This window comes from Streptomyces zaomyceticus (assembly GCF_014656215.1).
Lineage (GTDB): Bacteria > Actinomycetota > Actinomycetes > Streptomycetales > Streptomycetaceae > Streptomyces > Streptomyces zaomyceticus.
On record NZ_BNBZ01000017.1, the window covers coordinates 127,612 to 147,639 of the forward strand.

The 20,028-nt window shown below is 71.1% G+C and carries 16 protein-coding genes; 6 read left to right on the top strand and 10 right to left on the bottom strand.

Translation table 11 applies throughout. The annotated features are described in order from the left end of the window. Nucleotides 1-9 precede the first annotated feature (9 nt). The 5 genes from IE311_RS22350 to IE311_RS22370 form a co-directional block, all read right to left on the bottom strand. Nucleotides 10-600 (bottom strand): hypothetical protein, encoded by a 591-nt coding sequence (locus IE311_RS22350; protein WP_189833544.1) that lies wholly within the window; start codon nt 598-600, stop codon nt 10-12. Continuing rightward, on the bottom strand, nt 597-1,976 hold the full coding sequence (locus tag IE311_RS22355; protein ID WP_189833545.1) for a hypothetical protein: 1,380 nt from the start codon (nt 1,974-1,976) through the stop codon (nt 597-599). The genes IE311_RS22350 and IE311_RS22355 overlap by 4 nt, the downstream gene beginning before the upstream one ends. Before the next feature lie 148 nt (nt 1,977-2,124). Further along, nucleotides 2,125-2,661, bottom strand: coding sequence for a hypothetical protein (locus tag IE311_RS22360; RefSeq protein ID WP_189833546.1), 537 nt, complete (start codon nt 2,659-2,661; stop codon nt 2,125-2,127). Between the two features lie 314 nt (nt 2,662-2,975). Next, nucleotides 2,976-4,661, bottom strand: coding sequence for a DUF2339 domain-containing protein (locus IE311_RS22365; protein WP_189833590.1), 1,686 nt, complete (start codon nt 4,659-4,661; stop codon nt 2,976-2,978). A 574-nt stretch (nt 4,662-5,235) separates the two neighbouring features. Then, nucleotides 5,236-7,731, bottom strand: coding sequence for a D-alanyl-D-alanine carboxypeptidase family protein (locus IE311_RS22370; protein WP_189833547.1), 2,496 nt, complete (start codon nt 7,729-7,731; stop codon nt 5,236-5,238). Between the two features lie 194 nt (nt 7,732-7,925). On the opposite strand from IE311_RS22370, the gene IE311_RS22375 reads away from it, so the two are divergent. The 3 genes from IE311_RS22375 (at nt 7,926) to IE311_RS22385 (ending at nt 10,089) form a co-directional block, all read left to right on the top strand. Next, nucleotides 7,926-8,621 (top strand): GOLPH3/VPS74 family protein, encoded by a 696-nt coding sequence (locus tag IE311_RS22375; RefSeq protein WP_189833548.1) that lies wholly within the window; start codon nt 7,926-7,928, stop codon nt 8,619-8,621. Between the two features lie 212 nt (nt 8,622-8,833). Next, nucleotides 8,834-9,694, top strand: a complete 861-nt coding sequence (locus tag IE311_RS22380; protein WP_189833549.1) for a helix-turn-helix domain-containing protein — start codon at nt 8,834-8,836, stop codon at nt 9,692-9,694. A gap of 194 nt (nt 9,695-9,888) precedes the next feature. Further along, a complete protein-coding gene (locus IE311_RS22385) occupies nt 9,889-10,089 on the top strand; it encodes a DUF397 domain-containing protein (protein WP_189833550.1) in 201 nt (66 codons plus the stop codon). A 139-nt stretch (nt 10,090-10,228) separates the two neighbouring features. Here the strand turns inward: IE311_RS22385 and IE311_RS22390 are convergent, their stop codons facing one another. Then, a complete protein-coding gene (locus IE311_RS22390; protein WP_189833551.1) occupies nt 10,229-11,062 on the bottom strand; it encodes a hypothetical protein in 834 nt (277 codons plus the stop codon). 82 nt (nt 11,063-11,144) lie between these two features. On the opposite strand from IE311_RS22390, the gene IE311_RS22395 reads away from it, so the two are divergent. Both IE311_RS22395 and IE311_RS22400 read left to right on the top strand, forming a co-directional pair. After that, a complete protein-coding gene (locus tag IE311_RS22395) occupies nt 11,145-11,927 on the top strand; it encodes an SDR family oxidoreductase (protein ID WP_189833552.1) in 783 nt (260 codons plus the stop codon). Between the two features lie 173 nt (nt 11,928-12,100). Beyond that, nucleotides 12,101-13,651, top strand: coding sequence for a sodium:solute symporter family protein (locus IE311_RS22400; RefSeq protein ID WP_189833553.1), 1,551 nt, complete (start codon nt 12,101-12,103; stop codon nt 13,649-13,651). On the opposite strand, the gene IE311_RS22405 is transcribed toward IE311_RS22400, so the two are convergent. From IE311_RS22405 to IE311_RS22420, 4 genes are all read right to left on the bottom strand, one after another. Next, on the bottom strand, nt 13,636-14,754 hold the full coding sequence (locus IE311_RS22405) for an ADP-ribosylglycohydrolase family protein (RefSeq protein ID WP_189833554.1): 1,119 nt from the start codon (nt 14,752-14,754) through the stop codon (nt 13,636-13,638). The genes IE311_RS22400 and IE311_RS22405 overlap by 16 nt on opposite strands. A 131-nt stretch (nt 14,755-14,885) precedes the next feature. Beyond that, on the bottom strand, nt 14,886-17,471 hold the full coding sequence (locus tag IE311_RS22410) for a bifunctional FO biosynthesis protein CofGH (protein ID WP_189833555.1): 2,586 nt from the start codon (nt 17,469-17,471) through the stop codon (nt 14,886-14,888). A 72-nt stretch (nt 17,472-17,543) separates the two neighbouring features. Then, entirely contained in the window at nt 17,544-18,374 is an 831-nt protein-coding gene (locus IE311_RS22415) for an LLM class F420-dependent oxidoreductase (protein WP_189833556.1), read from the bottom strand. 99 nt (nt 18,375-18,473) lie between these two features. Beyond that, entirely contained in the window at nt 18,474-19,130 is a 657-nt protein-coding gene (locus IE311_RS22420) for a hypothetical protein (protein WP_189833557.1), read from the bottom strand. 102 nt (nt 19,131-19,232) lie between these two features. Between IE311_RS22420 and IE311_RS22425 the strand changes: the two genes are divergently transcribed. After that, on the top strand, nt 19,233-19,988 hold the full coding sequence (locus IE311_RS22425) for a GNAT family N-acetyltransferase (protein WP_229902081.1): 756 nt from the start codon (nt 19,233-19,235) through the stop codon (nt 19,986-19,988). Nucleotides 19,989-20,028: the final 40 nt, after the last annotated feature.

The following is a 20,028-nucleotide window of genomic DNA, read 5'->3' on the forward strand; positions in this document are numbered from 1 at the left end:
ACGGGCCTTTCAGGAGGTGGGGCGGCGACGGGTGTGGTGGAGCGCGACCAGGCCGCAGAGGAAGACCACCAGGCAGAAGAAGAACGTGGGCACGTAGCCGGCGCGGTGAAGGGTGACAGCCCAGGGCCAGGGTCGGTGGAAGTCTCGGTAGCCGACGAAGGCGGCGACGAAGACCCAAGCGACGGGGGCGACGGTCGCTGCCTGTGGGTGGACAGCTCCTGCGAGCAGCATGAGGCCGGTCAGGAACAGCGTGTTCCGGGCTGCCTCGTACGCCGTCGCGGAGTGCGCAAGCGCGCCGATCGCCCCGGCGGACGACACCGCCACGGCGACCGCGCACAGGCTGAGAGCCACGTCATATCGCCTGATGGGGCGCACCGTCAGATCCTCGGCTTCAGGCAGCCGCTGAGCGAGGCTGTGCGCAAGGGTTCCTGTCACGATCAAAGGCGTGAGGTGCATGAGGAAGAGGAGGTTTCCGCCGGAGTTGATCAGTCCGGGCAGGGCCACCGACTCGCCGTGGGCGATGGCAGCGAGCAGGATGAACGCGAGAAGCCCCGGCAGGACAATCGTCGCGAGGCGGCGTCCCTTGTACCACCAGATCACGCGTCAGCCCCTTGGGAGCCGGTAGTGGTCGGGCCGCCGGCCGACCGCTTCGGCATCTGGCGGCACGCCTTCGCCTTCTCCTGCTCGAACCAGGCCGTGCGCTGCGCGGCGGTGGGCAGTGCACGACCCTTCGCCGCACGTTCTCGGACCTTCGCCAGAACCTCGGGCCCGTTCGCGAACTGCGCGTACTCGTCGGCGCGCCAGCGAAGGTACGGGGTCTGGGCATCGACGACGTACGCAGCCCACAACACAGCGGCGTCGCGGTTGATGATCCAGGCGGTGGGGGCGTCGGAAGTGATCGTGGTGGGGAAGGAGCAGGGGAAGGTGACGGAGCTGAGCATGACGGCGTAGCGGATGCCCGCGATACGTCCGTCGGGCCCGGCCTCCTCCGCCTGGGCGGTCAGCGGCAGCCACCAGGTGGAGGTGGTCGAGCGTGGGCGGATGCGGGAACGCTCGTACAGCAGTCCGTCAGTGACAGTGGACGGCACGGCGACGTCGACACCGGCGGCACGGAGCTTCTCCAGGGAGCCGGTGACCTCGGCCCGTACGTCATCAAGCCGCTCGATCGCACCCCCCGCCTCGGCCATGCAGACTCGGGGCGCCGTACCGACGCAGCGGGCCGACGCGTGACCCGCACTGACCGGGCCGTCGACGACACCCCAGCCGGAGGCCGTCCGCGCGCTCAACACCACGGTCCCGAGCGCCATGGTGGTCGCGAGAATCCGAAGCGGCACGCGGCGGGGGCCGCGACTCCACCAGGCAGCGACGGCGGCCGCCACAGCAGCGGCGACGAGAAGGGGGACGAGGACGGTGGCAGCGGAGTAGTACTCACCAAAGGCGATGCTCGTACTGAGCTGCCCCGAGACGTGCCGGGGCCAGATGGGATCGCTGTATGCGGACGTCTTGGCGATCACGTAGAACGCGGCAGCCGCACCGACGGGTGCGGCGATCACGCGCGGAGCAACATGACCGAGGACGCAGCCGACAACGGCGTACGCGCACACGATGCCCATCCCCATGCCGAGTGGGAGCAGGGAGGCAGGCGTGGGAAGGAGTCGGGTCTCGACCAGCCGCATGACAACGGGCAGCAGCAAGATCGCCCAGCCCGCCCCGACGGCAGGCGCGAGCGCCTGTCCGGCCACACGCCACCGGGGACGGCTGGGAGCAAGGTCCCACACCCGGTCCCGCTTCAGCCGCCCGCCTTCCCAGGTAGCCAGACCGAGGGTGATGGAGTACGCGAAAGCGTAGAAGTAGTCCAAGGCGAGGGCCACTTGCTGGCCGGCCCAGAGCGGTCCGGTGATGACTTCCTCATACGAATCCTGGAGGTGCAGGGCATAGAAGAAGTAGAAGGCGACGATGCCACCCCAGACCGGCACGGTCCAGAGGGCGGCGGAGGAGCGCAGGAGGGCTCGGAACTTCAATGGGGCACCGATCTCGCATGGAGGACGGGCCCGGGAGGCGGCACAGCCCTCCCGGCCCGTGTGTGCAGTTCAGCCGGAGTCGTCGGTAGGCACCGGTCGCTCGCTAGTCGGCCAGGGTCGTGTCGACGTAGACCCTCTTCACGGACATCGTCGCTCTGATGATTGCCGAGCCGTTGATCTGCGGGATCGTGAAGTACCGCTGGTCGCCGTTGGCGTAGTAGACGTTCCACCAGGCTCGGGTGCTGGCATCCGGACCGGTGAAGCAGTTGCAGTAGGTCTGCATCCCCATGTCCTTGTCGAGGTTGAAGGGGATCGCCTGCCAGAGCTTCACACCGGCGGACTTGCCGCCTCCCTGGTCGACCGCGCACCCGATGAACTGGACCTCCGTATATTCGTTGTCATCCCAGTGACGGGACTCGAAGCTTCCCGGCCCCCAGCCACCGATGGCTCCGTCCCAGTTCATCGGCCCCATCTGACCGGGCTCCGGAGTGGAGTAGAGCTCGATGAGCCCCGGATCGCCCGAATTCGCGGCGTGGGCGTCTCTGCTCTCCGGCTGAGCGCCCTGGGCGCTGGCCGAGGTGATGGCGCCGACGAGCGCGGTTACCACAAGTGTCGCCGTCAGCACGGACCGTAAGCGCATGGTGCGCGTCATAATTTCTACCCCCCCCAGGGTTTGTGATATTCGCCGGGCCAATTCGATGCGTACTCCTGGAAACCGTCTATGACGGAGGCCACCCTTCCGCGGAAGGGCTGGGAATCATGACGGGAAGTGACGCCTTGGTGGCGAAAAGGTGTCCTCTCGTGGTGGGCCGTCGCGGGAGTCGGGGCACCTGCTCCTCCCGCACGGCCTGGAACCGCTCGGCACGGATGCGATCCCACTTCTCACCGGATGCCGCTGGTTCGCCCCTTACAGGGGCGCAAGAGAGGGCACCTACCGATTTCACCGAGGGCGGGTCAGCGGAGTTCTTCCGGGCAGGCTGTGCCCCGGGAGAGTTTGTACGGGGCCGCCAGGCGGTAGACGCCCGGTTTCGGGGCGAGGAGTTCCGTCCATTCGTCGCCCTCCGCGTCCACCTCCGTCTTGAAGAGGCAGCCCTCCTCGTTGGCGAAGACCTTGGGGATCTCCGTGTCCGATTCCTCGCGGGCGAGCTTGGAGGCTTCCGTCTCCTTGGGGGCTTCGATCTTGCCGCCGTCCGCGTCCATGAGGGCGAGCCACGGGGAGTACGGGACCCGGATGAGAACCCTGCCCGGGGTGCCGACGCGGATCACCACCTCGTTCTCCTCCGCGCTCAGGACCTCGGCCGGCGGGTTCGCGAGGGGGGTCGGGTTCTCGACCTCGTACAGGCGCCAGTTCTCGTCCGACCAGACCTGCTCCAGGTACGGCAGGCCCTCGCCGACCAGTTCCGCCTCCTGCTCGGCGCCCGAGTCGGGGGCGCCGGTGGGCAGGACGACGTAGTGGACGGCCCAGCGGTCGAGCCACTCCTGGTAGTTCACGGCGTTCAGGGTGTCGTCGTAGAAGAGCGGGTTGCGCTCCATGTCCGCCTGCCGGTTCCAGCCCCGTGCCAGGTTGATGTAGGGGCTCAGCGCCGAGGACTCGCGGTGGCTGGACGCCGGTACGACCTCCACCCGCGCCTTGCCCGCGTCCCGCACCTGGAGCTGGTTGATCAGCGGCGCGAGCTCGCGTGCCCAGGAGGCGTCCGGGGCGGTGCGGATCACGTCGTCGACGCCCTTGAAGCCGATCCAGAAGTTCAGGCCGGCGAAGGCGAGCAGCAGCGCGTACCAGCGGCGTGAGCGCGGGGCCGTGTACGGCAGCGCCGCGAGCAGCACCACGCCCGCGAAGAGCATCGGGAGCCGCGAGATGTTCGAGCCGATCTGCGAGTCGATCAGCCAGGTCAGCAGGGTGCCGATCGTGTACACGGCCGCCGCGGTGCGGACCGTCCGCCAGTCCTTCGGGACGAGGAGGAAGGTCAGTACGCCGAAGAGCAGCGGCAGTGCCGTCGAGCCGAAGGCCATCGGCTGCGTGCCCGAGAAGGGGAAGAGCCAGGAGGACAGGGCGACGACCGCCACCGGGGCCAGACCCAGCGCGTACGCGCCCGGGCGTCGGCGGTTCAGGAACAGCGCCGCCGCCGCGACCCCCAGGAACAGGCCCGCGACCGGGCTGCACGCCGTCGCCAGGCCGGCGAGCGGCGCGGCCACCACGGCCTTGGCCCAGCGCTTGCGCCGCCAGCGGTGCGGCCAGCAGAACACGGCCGCGACCGCGCCGACCGCGAACATCATGCCGAGGCCGAAGGTCACCCGCCCGGACAGGGCGTTGCAGAGGAACGCGAAGACACCCGCGATCGAGCACGCGAGCGGGTTGCGGACCGCCCGCACCCGCACCAGGATCAGCGCGGTCAGCGCGGCCGACAGCGTCCCGGTGATCATCATCGTGCTGCGCACGCCGAGCAGGGACATCAGATACGGGGACACGACGCTGTACGAGACGGGGTGCATCCCGCCGTACCAGGCCAGGTTGTACGCCGAGTCCGGGTGCCGGCCGACGAACTCGGCCCACGCGTCCTGCGCCGCCAGGTCCCCGCCGCTGTTCGCGAAGAAGAAGAACCACAGGATGTGGGTGACGGCCGCGAGCCCGGTGGCGGCCAGGACGGTGTAGCGACGCTTCCGCCGCGGGGTCGGCTCGGCGTGGACCGCCGGGGCCGGGTGGGTCGGCACGGCCGCCGCGGCGGCGGCAGTCGCCGTCGAGGCCGCCGAGGCGGGCCGCTGTGCGGGAAGCACTATTCGCGAAGGGGAATCGCGGTCCCCGTCGCCGGTCCTGCATCCGGCCCTGACCCCGGCGCCGGGCCCGTCGAAAGACCCGTCGCCGACGACGGACGCGTCCCGGGCGTCGGCTCTGTCGCCGTCGCCTTCTCCGTCGCCCCCGCCGTCTGTGTTGCCGTCGCCATCCCCGTTCGCCTGCCCGTCGCCGTCCCCGTTCCGGGGCGTGGCGGAATCGACTTCAAGGCCTTCAAGGCCTTCGAGGCCGCCGAGGCCGTCCGGGGCGGAGTCGGGGTCTGGGTCCGCGCGGTCGGCGCGTGTCGGCTCGGCGGTGGTCACTGCGGCCCTTTCCCGTGCTGCCCGTCTCTCTTCTCACGTGTGTCACGCGCGAGTCTCGTCCCCCGGAAACGCTAACAGCAGAGCGCCCCGGAGAACCGGGGCGCCCAGCCGAGCGGGTGGCCTCTCAGCCCACGCGGGTCAGCTTCTTGTCGAAGCCGGGCTCCACCAGGTCCGCCTGGAGCGCGACCGGGGAGCTGACCTTGCCCGCGCCGGTGCCGATGGACACCTGGCCGACGATGTCTCCCGCCTTGCCGGTGTGCGGCAGGACCTTGCCGCCGTCCGTCAGCGCCAGCTTCACCTGCAGCCCCGGCCAGCCGATCGCCTTGAGCTCCTTGGTGGCCACGACCGGCGTCCGGCCGCCGAGGCCGTCGTCGATGTAGCCGAGGACCTGGCCCTTGCGGACCACGGCGGCGGAGGTGACGTCCTTCTGCGCCTGCTGGATGATCTTGTAGCTGTTGTCGATGGCCAGCTGGAGCTTCTGCCCCAGCTGCTCGGCGTCCTTGGCCCCCATCACGATGCCGAGGATGCGGCGGTTCTGACCGTCGACGACGGTGTTCGCCGACCAGAGCAGGTTGCCGCCGGCCGGGGTGGAGGAGCCGGTCTTGATACCGCTCACACCCGGCTTCAGCAGGATGTTGTTGTTGTTCTCGATCCGGCCGGGGATGCCGTCCACCGTCACGTTCGGCATGTTCACGATCTCGCGGAACACGTCGTACTGCATGACCGCCTTCGCCAGCTTCAGCTGGTCCTGCGGCGTCGACACGGTGCTGTCGAGCAGACCCGACGGGTCGGTGTACGTGGACTGGGTCATGCCCAGGTCCTTCGCGGCGGCGTTCATCTTCTCGACGAACGCGGCCTCCGAACCGGCGTCCCAGCGGGCGAGCAGCCGGGCCACGTTGTTCGCGGAGGGGATCATCAGGAGCTCCAGGAGCTCCTTCTCCGTGTACGTCTGGCCCTTCTGGACCCTGGCCGTCGACTCGTGCTCCGCCTTGCCCTGATCGGCCGCCTTCTGGTCGATCTCGATCTCGGGGCCCTTCTGGCTCCCCTTGAGCGGGTGGTCGCGGAGGATCACGTACGCCGTCATCGTCTTCGTGACACTCGCGATCGGCGCCGGCTTCTGCGCCCCGTACGTGCCCATGGATCCGACGCCCTCGACCTCGACGGCGCCCTGGCCCTCGTGCGGGAACGGCAGCTTCAGTTCGCCGCCCTCGAAGGTGAAGGTCGGCGCGGCCGAGAGCGTCAGGACCGGCGGCGGCAGCGGGCGGACCATCTGCACGATCGCAAAGACGATCAGAAGAAGAAGGACCAGCGGGGTCCAGATCCGCACCCGGCGCACGGTCGTCCGCAGCGGGGTCGGCGGCGGGGGCGGCGTGTTCGTCAGCTCGGCGAGCAGGTCGAGCGGAGGCAGCGGGGGCAGCGGCTGCTGCCGGGTCCGCTCCGCCTCGGCGAGCGCGGGGTTCGGCTTCGGCTGTACGGGTGCGGGGGCGACGGGCGCGGACGCGACGGGCTTCGGCGCCTTGGCCGCGCCGGCCTCGGGCACCGTGGTCTTGGCGGCGGGGGCCCCGGGGGCCTCCTGCGCCTTCGCGGCCACCCGCTCCGCCTTCTGCTCGGCCGGGATGTCGGCCCGCAGCGGCAGGAAGACGCTGGTGCGCTCACTGTCGGAGTCACCGGCCGCAGGACCGGCGCTACCGCTGCCGCTGCGGGTGCCGCTGCCGCTGCCGGTCAGCGACGGCGGGAGCTTCAGCGCGGTCGTCGGCTGGTCCACGGGGAGCCGGACGGCCTTGAACATGGTCGTCGGCTGGTCGACGGGTTCGTCTTCGACGTCGGGCCCGGAGCCGGGGTGGCCGGAGTCGGCATCTTCGTCGGAGTCGGAGTCGGAGTCGGAGTCGGAGTCGTCCTCGACATCCGCCTCGGCGTCCGTGGACCGCGCGGCCGGCGTCTGCGAGGGCACCTCGGCCGACTTCCGCGCCGCGAACCAGGACTCCGTGGACGCCTTCGCCTCGACGGGCTCCTCGACGGGCTCCTCGTCGCTCGCGGCGTCATCCGCCTCCCCGTCGGCCTCCTCGACGTCATCGGAGTCGCCGTCGGAGTCGCCGGAGTCGCCCTCGGCGTCATCCGCCGCCGCAGACTCGGCCTCGGCCTCGGCCTCGGCCCCGGACACGTCACCCTCCGGCTCCGCCTCGGCCTCATCGGCAGCGTCCGCGGGCACCCCGGGCTCCGACGAAGATGCCGACCCCTCGGACGTCCCGGCCGCCTCACCCTCCGGCTCCGCCTCCGTGGCGACCCACGCCGCCACCGCGGCCTTCAGGCGCTCGCTCTCCGGCTCCCCGGCAGCCACCGGGTCCCCGGCGGTCTCCGGCTCCTGCGGGGCCTCCGCGTCGGCCTCCGGCTCGCTCCCGGGCTTCACGGCCGTCGGCGCGTCGTCCTCAGGGGTCCTCGGGGCCAGCGTCTTGAAGACGGCCGTCGGCTGGTCGACCTGAACCGACGAAACCGGAGACGACGACGAGGCGTCTGACTCATGGAGCACGGAAAGCCGAGGATCCCGGCCGCCGCCGCCCGAGGCCGTCGTCTCCTGAGACGACCCCTGCTGCTCCGCCTTGTCGGGGGACTCGCCCGCCACCGTGCCTCCTCCATGGTCATGCGTACGTACGGACCATGTACCGGTCCGTGTACCAGTGTCCTGTGTGAACCCCTTGGCCCCCGTGCTAGACGAGAACGACATACCTACTGGTTCCCGGATGAACCACCCAGGCACTCTCGACAGATGAATGTGAGAGGGGTCACCCTGTCATTCATCCACGCGGGGAGGCATGGATGGGCAGGAGCCGCAGAACCATTCCGGAAGAGCTTCTACTGCTCGCTCTGGACCCGACCACGGGTACCACAGCGCAGCCGCAGTCGCTCGACCTCGGTCTGGCCGGAGCACAGCTAGTGGAGCTGGCGCTGGCAGGCCGGATAGCCCCTGACGGGGATCGTATCGCCGTGGTGATGCCACGGCCGACCGGAGATCCGACACTGGACTCCGCGCTGGAGCTGTTGCGCAGGCGCGGCAGCCCGGTTCGGGCCGTCCACTGGATCGGCGGACCCCGACTGGGGCTCCGTCAGACGTATCTCTCGCATCTGGAGCGATGCGGCATGGTGCATGCCGTGGAGACCCAGATGTGCGGGGTGTTGCCGACGACTCGCTACCAGGCGACGGAAACGGCGATCAGTCGGGAGATCCGTTCCCGACTGGACAGTGCGATCCGCACCGGCGTACCGCCGGACCCGCGGACCGCGGCGCTTGCCGCGCTGGCCCACGCGGTCGGTCTCGGGAAGCACCTCTACCCCGGCAACGAAGGACGGTCGTCGCGGTCCCGGCTGCGCGATCTGATCCGGCACGACCCGATGGGCGGACTCGTGGCGCACGCCGTGATGGACGTCCAGAACGGCGCGGCGGCACAGCCGCGCCGGAGCGCCGCGGGTGCGCCGGCGCAGCCTCGCGGCATGGCCCGCGTGGCGGCGCACTGAGCACTCCGCGCGCAAGGAACCAACCCGGGAGCCGCACAAGTGTGCGGGGCGGTCAGGACGGCCGCCCCGCACACGCGCGTCACCGGGCGGCTTCGGCGTTCAGCAGTGCACACGTTGTGGTCATTTTCCAGCGCACACCTGGCCTTTGGTGGCAGTCTGCCAAGCGGTAGATACTCACAGCTACGCAGCAGACAGCCGGAGGTGCAGTTTCCGTGGCGTCCAACGTCAACCCCACCGTCAGGCGACGCCGATTGGGCCAGGAGCTGCGCAAGCTCCGGGAAGCGAAGAACATGACGGCCGAGCAGGTCGCCGAGCGTCTTCTCGTCTCCCAGTCCAAGATCAGCCGGCTGGAGAACGGCCGCCGCTCCATCAGTCAGCGCGATGTGCGCGACCTGTGCGGTGTGTACGAGGTCGAGGACGAGCGCATGGTCGACTCGCTCATGCAGATGGCCAAGGACTCGCGGCAGCAGGGCTGGTGGCACGCCTTCGGCGACATCCCGTACAGCGTCTACATCGGTCTGGAGACCGACGCGGAGAGCCTGCGGATGTACGAGCCGCAGATCATCCCCGGACTGCTCCAGACGCACGCCTACGCGGAGGCCGTGATCTCCGGCGCGCTGCCGGAGTCGACGCCCGCGGACATCGACAAGAGGGTCACCGTCCGCACCCGCCGCCAGGAGCGGATCCGGGACGAGGAGCGTCCGCTGCGCCTGTGGGCGGTCATCGACGAGGGCGCGTTGCACCGGATCGTCGGCAGCAGGCAGCTGATGGTGGAGCAGCTGGAGCACCTCGTCGAGCAGTCGCATCTGCCGCATGTCACCGTGCAGGTGATCCCGTTCGAGATGGGCGCGCATCCGGGGATCAGTGGCCAGTACTCGATCCTGGAGTTCCCGGACACCTCCGACTCCAGCGTCGTCTACATCGAGGGTGTGACGAGCGATCTGTACCTGGAGAAGGCGCAGGACGTGGGCAAGTACAGCGTCATGTACGAGCACCTCAGGGCGCAGGCGCTGAATGTCGAGCAGACCCGTGACTTCATCGCGGAGATGGTGAAGAAGCACGCCAAGGGCTGAGTAGCGAGGCCTTGCACAGGCGGCGGGGAAGGTACCGTACACCGCGTACTCGCTCCCACGGAAGCTCAGTTGGAATATGCCACTCGGACGTGTGAACGCCGGTCCCACCGGACGGGACCGGCGAGTAGCGTCGATCACGCCGGCAAGAACGTTGGCGCGACACACTCCCACTGGCAGAACCGGAGCTGAGCAGCATGGCGATTATTCAGGGTGGCACCGACACCTGGACGAAGTCCTCCTACTCCGGAGGGAACGGGGCCTGCGTCGAAGTGAAGTCCCCCCTCGTGTCCGCGATCGCGGTGCGGGACTCCAAGGCGCCCGAGGGACCGTCCCTCTCTTTCGGACCGGGATCGTGGAACGCCTTCGTCGGCAAGGTGAGCAACGGGGCTCTCTGAGTCCCCTTGCAGGAGCCGTCGGCGCACATACCACCGAGCGGCACCAGCAGGATCGACAACAGCACCACCAGCAGTACGCAGGAGCCCTCTCGACCGGTCCGCCGTCCTGGCCGAGAGGGCTCGGCCTTTGCCCGGCCCCCTACCGCAGCTCGTCGACGTAGCGGTCCGTGCCCGGTACCGTCGGGATGAAGGGGGCCACCAGTTCCACCCGTCCGGCGCCCGCGCCCAGCGTCTCCAGGTCGGCGAAGTGCTCCGTCCAGCACTCCCTGGGGTCCCGCTCCAGGAACCACAGCAGGGTCAGCCGGGTGTCGACGCCCTCGACCTGTTTCACGTACGTCATGCGGTCGCCGGGCAGCGGGGTCGGCCGGAAGATCGTGACCATCGCCGCCGGTGAGCCGGTGAGGCGCCGGGGCAGGTCCCGGGTCCGGAGTCGTTCGAGGAGTTCGGCGCGTTCCGCGGGGCCCTCGGAGTCGATCACCTGGAGGATCAGCCCCGCGTAGGGGTGGTCGAGGGCGTGGAAGTCGCGCGGGCCGGCCGCCCCGTCGCGGTAGACGGTCGTCTCGTGGTCCTGGAACGCGGTGAAGACGTGGGTCCGTTCCTGGTGGACGCGGGCGTCGCGGTTGAGGCGTTTGTTGATGCCGACGGTCCACTTCATGTGGTCGTCGTAGCGGCCCTCGGTGATCCAGTACGTGGAGAGGTAGCAGCCGGCCGTGACGGGCCGGGCGACGGCGGACTTCTCCGGGCCGCGCAGGTCCTGGAGTTCGCGGGTGGCGACCCAGCGGCGGCCCGCGTACATCCAGGGCATGGCCATGGCGCCGGCGTAGTAGTGGTCGTCCTCGTACCAGCGGTTGTAGGCGTACTCGTGGCCCGGGTGCGGTTCGACCATGGTGATCAGCGCATGGCCCGGCCGCACCCCGTACGGGCCGACGGAGGCCAGTTCCGCGTACGTCTCGCTGCGGGTCCCCTCGCTCATCCTTGCTCCCCTTCCCTTGTCGGCGACTCGGCCCTACTCTGACGGACCGTCAGATCGATGAACAGGCCCAGGGAGGACCCGGATGCTGCTCCAGGGAAAGACGGTCGTCGTGTCGGGCGTCGGCGCCGGGCTCGGCCATCGCATCGCCAAGACGGTCGTACGGGACGGGGGCAACGCGGTCCTCGGCGCTCGCACCGAGGCCAACCTCGCGAAGTCCGCCGCCGAGATCGACCCGGAGGGCCGCCGCACCGCGTACCGGGCCACGGACATCACCGACGAGGGGCAGTGCGAGGCCCTCGCCGCGCTCGCGACCGAGCGTTTCGGCGGGATCGACGCGGTGGTCCACGTCGCCGCCTGGGACTCCTACTTCGGCGGGCTGGAGGACGCCGACTTCGCGACCTGGCAGGGGGTTCTGGACGTCAACCTGATCGGGACGCTGCGGATGACCAGGGCCTGCCTGCCGGCGCTCAAGGAGCGCGGGGGTTCGGTGGTCCTGATCGGCACACAGTCGGCGGTGGCCGCGCCCTCGCAGGTGCGGCAGGCCGCGTACGCGGCCTCGAAGGGAGCACTGACCTCGGCGATGTACTCGCTCGCGCACGAGCTGGGGCCGCACCGGATCCGGGTCAACACCGTACTGCCGGGGTGGATGTGGGGGCCGCCGGTGCAGGCGTACGTCCAGTTCGCCGCGCACACCGAGAAGGTCCCCGAGGCCGAGGTGCTCGCGCGGCTCACCGAGCGGATGGCGCTCCCGGAGCTCGCCACGGACGGGGACGTGTCCGAGGCCGCCGTCTTCCTCTCCTCGGACCGGGCGCGGGCGATCACCGGACAGTCCTTGCTGGTCAACGCGGGCGAGCTGATGCGATGAGCGCCGCCTGACAGCCTCGCGGGCCATTCGGACAAGTTCATAGACATGACCAAGGGTCAGTAAACAGAACGATTTTACTGTCCCTTGACCCTCCATTGCATTGTCCCTGCCTTGCAACTCGCCACACGATGAACGGCGTTCACAAGGCGGACCAGACCCCTGGAGGGGGCTTCATGAACAGTCTCGACTGGGTCGTGCTCATCGGCTACTTCGGCGTGATGGTCGCGATCGGTGTCTGGTCCCACAAGCGCGTGGACACCGTCTCCGACTTCTTCACCGCGGGCGGCCGGATGCCCTGGTGGCTCTCCGGCATCTCCCACCACATGTCCGGCTACAGCGCCGTGATGTTCACCGGGTACGCGGGCATCGCCTTCACCTATGGGGTCACGTCCTACGTCACCTGGTCCTTCCCCATCGCGATCGGCATCGCCATCGGCGCGAACCTCTTCGCGCCCCGGCTCAACCGGCTGCGCTCCCGACTGCGGGTCGCCTCCCCGCTCGAATACCTCAAGGACCGCTACAACCTCCCCACCCAGCAGGCCCTCGCCTGGTCCGGGGTCCTCCTGAAGATCGTCGACGTGGGCGCCAAGTGGGCCGCCATCGCCACCCTGCTCTCCGTCTTCACCGGCATCTCCCTCAACCAGGGCATCCTCATCACCGGCGTCGTCACCGGCGTCTACTGCACCGTCGGAGGGCTCTGGGCCGACGCGCTCACCGAGCTCGGCCAGTTCGTCATCCAGCTCCTCGCCGGCGTCGCGATGCTCGTCGCCGTCCTCGCGAAGCTGGGCGGCTTCAGCGCGCTGTGGACCGTCTGGGACCGGCCCGAGCTCCAGGGCCACACCGCGCCCACGGCCGGCCCGTACACGCTGACCTTCCTCCTCGCGTACCTCTTCATCAAGACCTTCGAGTACAGCGGCGGCATGTGGAACCAGGCCCAGCGCTACATGGCCACCCCCAGCGCCCGCGAGGCCACCCGCTCCGGCCGGCTCTCCGCGCTGCTCTGGTTCGTCTGGCCGCTGGTCCTCTTCTTCCCCATGTGGGTCGCGCCGCTGCTCGTCGACCCGAAGAAGCCCGACGCCTCCGACTCCTACGCCCTGATGACCGAGCAGCTGCTGCCGCACGGCCTCCTCGGCCTCGTCGTCGTCGGCTTCTTCTCCCACACCATGGCCATGTGCTCCTCCGACGCCAACGCCATCGCGGCGGTCTTCACCCGGGACATCGCCCCCGCCCTCAGCAAGGCCGCCCGGAGCTGGACGCAGCAGGCCGGACTGCTCGCCGCGCGCTGGTCGACGGTCGCCTTCCTCGCGCTGTCCATGGCGGTCGCCACCCAGGTCAACTCCCCCACCTTCAAGGACATCATCACCGTCGTCATCAAGTGGGTCGCCGGGCTCATGGGGCCGATCGCGATCCCCTTCATGCTCGGACTGCTGCGCACCTTCAGGAAGTCGGGCCCGACGGCGGCGCTGGTCTCCTGGGCGGCCGGGCTCTTCGTCTTCTGGCTCACCAACTACGGCCTGGACGGCGTCGAGCTCCAGATCCAGATCGTCTCGCCGCTCGCCACGTCCCTCGTCCTGTACGTGCTCATCGGCTTCGTCCGGCCCGAGGACACCCCGGAGCGGGACGCGCTCCTGGACCGGATCGGCTCGGACGGGGACGGGGACGGGGCCGCCCGGGTCCCCGCGCAGGCCGGGCCCGAACGGTCCGCCGATCAGGCCCTCGGGTAACGCGCCAGCCAGCCCGGCGAGGACTCCGTGGGGCCGTGCAGGGCGGCACCCTGCGTCATCTCCATCGAGAAGTCGTCCGCGAGCTCCAGGACCGTCGCACGGCCCTCCAGTTCGGCCAGCCAGGCCGGCGGGAGGGCCGTCTCGCCGTGCAGGGCGCCGAGCAGCGCGCCCGTGAGCGCCCCGGTCACCGCGGAGGGCCCGTCGTGGTTCACCGCGAGCCGCAGCCCGTGCCGTACGTCCTCGCCGACCAGGGCGCAGTAGACGGCGGCCGCCAGCTGCCCCTCCGCCCGGTCCCCGGCCGCGCCGAGGGCGGCGACCCGCTCCGGGTCCGGCGCCCCTTCCCGTACGGCTCCGAGAGCGCGGCCGAGCGCCTCGGCGACCGGCTCGTGGTCGGGGCGCGCCGCCAGCTGCTCCAGGGCCCGCTCGACGGCCGTCTCCACGGAGCCGCCGCGGGCGAGGCCGTGGACGACGACCGCGAAGGCGCCCGCGGCGAGGCGGGCGGCCGGGGTGCCGTGGGTCTGCGCGGCGCACTCCACGGCGAGCTGGCAGACGAGCTGGGGTTCCCAGCCGACGAGCAGTCCGAAGGGGGCGGAGCGGAAGAGGGCGCCGGAGTCGGCGGCCTCCGGGTTCTTGGGGTTGTCGAGGGTGCCGAGCCGCTCGTCGCCGAGGCCGGTGAGGCAGGCGCGGGGCGGGTTGCGGCGGGTGTAGAGCCATTCCTCGTGGGCGAGCCAGCCGTTGTCCTTGCGGCGCTCGTCGGGGCCCCAGTCGCGCTGGGTGGCGGCCCAGCGCAGATGGGCCCGGTGGATGTCGGTGGGCGGGTGCCAGGCGCCGGTGTCGCGGCGGACCTGGGCGCGGATCAGGCCGTCGACGGTGAACAGGGTCATCTGGGTCGCGGCGGTGACGGCGCCGCGGCGGCCGAAGGCGGGCGCGGGCTCGGTGAGTCCGTCAGGTCCGTGGGTCTCCCGGAGTTCGGCGAGGCCGCGTCCCTCGGCTCCCGCGCCGAGCGCGTCGCCGAGGGCTCCGCCGAGCAGACAGCCCCGTACGCGGGCGCGGAAGTCCTGCTGTTCGGCGCGGCCCCACACGGCCGCGGCTGTCGTGGCCACGACGTGCCCTCCCCCCGTAGACCGGTCTGCTCAGCACTGTAATCGACCGAGTACGACGGTTCGGGGACCAGAACGTTATGTGATCCGACGCCCTTCAGGCCGCTTTTGACCGAAGAGCGCCGGACCTTTCCTCACTCGGCGGGGAGAACCGGAAGCAGCTCCGGGAGGTGACCGTCCGAGGCCCGCGCCGTGCGCCGCCGCTCCTCCGGCACCTCGCCGTACAGGGTCGTCCGGGGCTTCGCCGGCCGGCCGGCCGCCTCCGCGATGGCCTCCAGGTCGCGGATCGAGCGGTACGAGCCGTAACTCGACCCGGCCATGCGGGAGATGGTCTCCTCCATCAGTGTGCCGCCGAGGTCGTTGGCGCCCGAGCGGAGCATCTCGGCGGCGCCCTCCGTGCCCAGCTTCACCCAGCTGGTCTGGATGTTGGGGATGTGCGGGTGGAGGAGGAGCCGGGCCATCGCGATGACCGCGCGGTTGTCGCGGGCGGTCGGGCCGGGACGGGCGATGCCCGCGAGGTACACCGGCGCGTTGGTGTGGATGAAGGGGAGGGTCACGAACTCCGTGAACCCGCCGGTCTCCTGCTGGATGCGGGAGAGCGTGCGGAAGTGGCCGAGCCAGTGCCGGGGCTGGTCCACATGGCCGTACATCATCGTGGACGAGGACCGGATGCCGAGCTCGTGGGCGGTGGTGATCACCTCGATCCAGGTGGCCGTGGGCAGCTTGCCCTTGGTGAGGACCCAGCGGACCTCGTCGTCGAGGATCTCGGCGGCCGTGCCGGGGATCGAGTCGAGCCCGGCCTCCTTGGCCGCGGTGAGCCACTCCCGGATCGAGAGGCCCGTCCGGGTCGCGCCGTTGACGACCTCCATCGGCGAGAAGGCGTGCACGTGCATGCCGGGGACGCGCTCCTTCACCGCGCGCGCGATGTCGAAGTACGCGGTGCCGGGCAGGTCGGGGTGGATGCCGCCCTGCATGCAGACCTCGACGGCGCCGACCTCCCAGGCCTGCTGGGCCCGGTCCGCGACCTGGTCGAGGGAGAGGGTGTACGCGTCGGCGTCGGTACGGCGCTGGGCGAAGGCGCAGAAACGGCAGCCGGTGTAGCAGACGTTGGTGAAGTTGATGTTCCGCGTGACGATGTACGTGACGTCGTCGCCGGACACGGACTTCCGGACGTCGTCCGCGATCCGGGTGAGCGCGTCCAGCGCGGGCCCGTCGGCGTGCAGCAGGGCGAGCGCCTGGGCGTCGGTGAGCCTCGTCGGGTCGTCGGCGGCGACGGCGAGGGCCTCGCGGACGTCGGAGTCGACCCGCTCGGGCACCATGCCGGGGGCGGCGGCCTCGCGCAGCGCCTCCCAGTCGCCGTACACCTCGTCGAAGTCGTCACGCCGGTCCCGGGTGCGGCCCGTGGTGTCGATCGTGGCATGCAGATCGGTCCGGCCGGTCGAGGTGAAGGCCTCGTCGGGCTCCTGCCAGGGCAGGCCCCGGACGGGTGCCTCCGGGTTCGCGAGACCGGTCTCGGGGTCGGCGAGGGCGCGGACGTGCGGGAGGAGCCGGGGGTCGAGCCAGGGTTCGCCCCGGGTGACGAACTCGGGGTAGACGCAGAGCCGTTCGCGCAGCTCGAAGCCGGCGGCGCGGGACTTCTCGGCCAGCTCCTCGATCCGCGGCCAGGGGCGCTCGGGGTTCACGTGGTCGATGGTGAGCGGGGAGACACCGCCCCAGTCGTCGATCCCGGCGGCGATGAGCCGCTCGTACTCCGCGTCGACGAGGTTCGGCGGGGCCTGGAGGCAGGCGGAGGGGCCCATGATGTGCCGGGCGACGGCGACGGTGGCGACGAGGTCGTCGAGCTCCGCGTCCGGCATGCCGCGCATGGCCGTGTCCGGCTTGGCGCGGAAGTTCTGGATGATCAGTTCCTGGATCGAGTGGTAGGCGCGGGAGACGCGGCGCAGCGCGAACAGCGACTCGGCCCGCTCCTCGAGGGTCTCCCCGATCCCGAGCAGCAGCCCCGAGGTGAACGGCACGGACGAACGCCCCGCGTCCTCCAGGACCCTGAGCCGGACGGCCGGCTCCTTGTCGGGGGACCCGTAGTGGGGGCCACCGGGCTCCGACCAGAGCCGGGTGGCGGTGGTCTCCAGCATCATGCCCATCGAGGGGGCGACCGGCTTGAGCCGCTGGAAGTCGGTCCAGGACAGCACGCCCGGGTTGAGGTGCGGCAGCAGCCCCGTCTCCTCCAGGATCCGGATGGCCATGGCCCGCACATAGGCGACCGTGTCGTCGTACCCGTGCGCGTCGAGCCACTCCCGTGCCTCGGGCCAGCGGTCCTCGGGCTTGTCGCCCAGGGTGATCAGGGCCTCCTTGCAGCCCATGGCGGCCCCGCGCCGGGCGACGTCGAGGACCTCGTCCGGCGACATGAACATCCCGTGCCCGGCCCGACGCAGCTTGCCGGGGACGGTCACGAAGGTGCAGTAGTGGCACTTGTCCCTGCAGAGCCGGGTGAGCGGTATGAACACGCTCTTGGAGTACGTGATGACCCCGGGCCGCCCGGCGGCCGCGAGCCCCGCGTCCCGCACCCGCCCGGCGGACGCGACCAGATCCGCCAGATCCTCCCCGCGTGCCCGCAGCAGCACGGCCGCCTCACCCACGTCGAGGGCGACCCCGTCCCTGGCCCGCTTGAGGGCACGGCGCATGGCGTTCGCGGTGGGGCGAGCTTCCTGGTCATCCGTCATGAAACGAGCATACGAGCGGGTGCGTGGGTGAAGGTTGGGGTGGGCCTCCGCGGCCTCCCCCGACCCGGCGCCTCACAGGTACTGCGCATACCCGTCCAGGGTGCGCAGGACCTCCGCCTCGTCCGCCGGAGGGAGCTGGAGGACGACCTCCTCGCAGCCCAGTTCCGTGTAGTGGGCGAGCTTGCCGGGGCTGGGGTGGACCGCGTACGGGACGAGCTGGAGGGCCTTCGGGTCGCGGCCCGCCTGCTCCCAGGTCTCCTTCAGGACCGGGAGCGACTCCGTCAGACCCCGGCCGCCGATGGGCATCCAGCCGTCGGTCCGCGCGGCGATCTGCGCGAAGAGCCGGGGGCCCGCGGCGCCGCCCAGGAGGATGCGGGGCGCCCCGCCCGCCGGCTTGGGCCAGGCCTCGGAGGGGCTGACCGAGTGACCGAACTCGCCTTCGTGACCGGTGGGTTCGGGGGCCCAGAGGGCGCGCATCAGGTCCAGGCGGTCGCGGCCGAGGTCCCGGCGGGTGCGCCAGTCGACGCCGTGGTCGGCGGCCTCCTCGCGGTTCCAGCCGAAGCCGACGCCGAGGGTGAAACGGCCGCCGGAGAGGTGGTCGAGCGTGGCGATCTGTTTGGCGAGGGCGATCGGGTCGTGCTGGGCGATCAGGGTGACGCCGGTGCCGAGCGTGAGGCGTTCGGTGACGGCGGCGGCCTGGCCGAGGGCCACGAAGGGGTCGAGGGTGCGGCCGTACTCGCGGGGCAGCTCGCCGCCCGCCGGATAGGGGGTGTTCCGCGCGACGGGGATGTGGGTGTGCTCGGGGAGGTAGAGCCCGCCGAACCCGCGCTGTTCGAGCTCGCGCGCGAGTCGCACGGGGGTGATGGTCTCGTCGGTCAGGAAGATCGTGGTCGAGATCCGCATAGCGGCACGGTAGGGCGTACGGCCCTGATTTCCGAGAGATGCGACGCGAGGAAACGGAGGGCGGGCCGGCCGGGCGCCGGCCGGCCGTCGCGGGATCCGTCAGTCGTCGAGCGCCGCCATCGCCCGCTGTGCGGTCGCCAGGTCTCCGTATCCGCCGTGCTCCCAGACCCGCTCGCGGAACTGCTGGAGGGTGAGCGGCCGGCGGTCCTCGCCGGGGACGTCCGCGAAGTGGACCGTGCCGCAGCGGTGGCAGTACCAGCCGCGCGACCAGAGTTCCTCGGCACGGTGACGGCCGCGCGTCTGCCGGGCGAAGCGGGCCTTGCGCCGGTACACCAGCGTGAACACCAGGACGGCCGCGATCAACGCGAACGCCGAGATCCAGCCGAGGAACTCGTAGGCGGGCGGGGCCTCGGCGCCCACCTCCTGCGGGGACATGTGCCAGCCGCCCAGCTCGGGCGGCTCGTCGGCGGGCTCGTCCTGGAACCACTTCCCGCCCAGGGCCCCGCCCAGGAAGGTGCCGATGGCCACGAGCACGGCGAGGTACCCGAAACAGCCGACGGCTTCGCCCGGCGGCTCGGGTACGGGCGCGAGCGCCTTGGAGAGCCCCGTGGTCACCGTCCTCGTCACGGTCCGCATGTCGCCGTCCGAGTCCCGCTCCCGGCCGCTGACGCTGTCCCGTCCCCCGAGGTACACGGCCGGCACGGCCTGCACCCGGTCGTCGCGCCCGCAGCCCGGGCAGTCGTGCGTTCCGCTCATCGTCGTCTCCCCCGCCGATCGTGAACTGAGTGACGGGATCATGCCATGCACGGTTCCCGTCCCGGCCGAATTACCGAGCGCTCCCCCGCCCCGCCGCCTACCGTGGCCCGCGTGCTGAAGCGAATCGAGACGTACTACGACGCCGTCCCCCGTTCCTCCGCCCGCGCCGAGGAGTTCGGGCCCCTGACCCTGTTCGTACGGGAGGGGGACGGCTGGCCGTACTACGCGCGGCCCGCTCTCGGGAACGGCGGCGAGGTGTCCGCCTCCGACGTGGACCGGGTCCGGGCGCGGCAGCGGGAGCTGGGGGCGCCCGAGGCCTTCGAGTGGGTGGCGGAGACGAGCCCGGGGCTGCGGGCGGCCGTGGAGGCGAGCGGGCTCACCGTGCACGAGCATCCGCTGATGGTCCTGGAGGGGGACGGGCTCGCCGTACCGGGGCCCGGGGGCGTCACCGTGCGAATGGTCGGCGCCGGCGATCCCGCGCTGCCGAGCGCGGTCGCCGCCCCGTACGCGGCCTTCGGCGCCGAGCCCTCCCCCGGGGACGTCAGCCGGGTCGCCGACCGGATCACGGCCGGCCTCACCCGCGTGGCCGCCGCCCTGGACGCCTCCGGCGGCGCGCTCTCGGCCGGTCAGCACCAGCCCGTGGGCGCCGTCTCCGAGGTCGTCGGCGTCGGCACCGTCCCGGACGCCCGGCGCCGGGGCCTGGGACTGGCGGTCACGGCCGCGCTGGTGGCGGACGCCCGGGCCCGTGGCGTGGAGCTGGTGTTCCTGTCGGCTTCGGACGCGGACGTGGCCCGGCTCTACGGGCGGCTCGGATTCCGTACGGTCGCCACCGCCCTCATCGCGGAGGCGGAGGCGTAGACGCGAGGAGCGCGAGGAGCGCGAGGAGGAACGGCGGGAT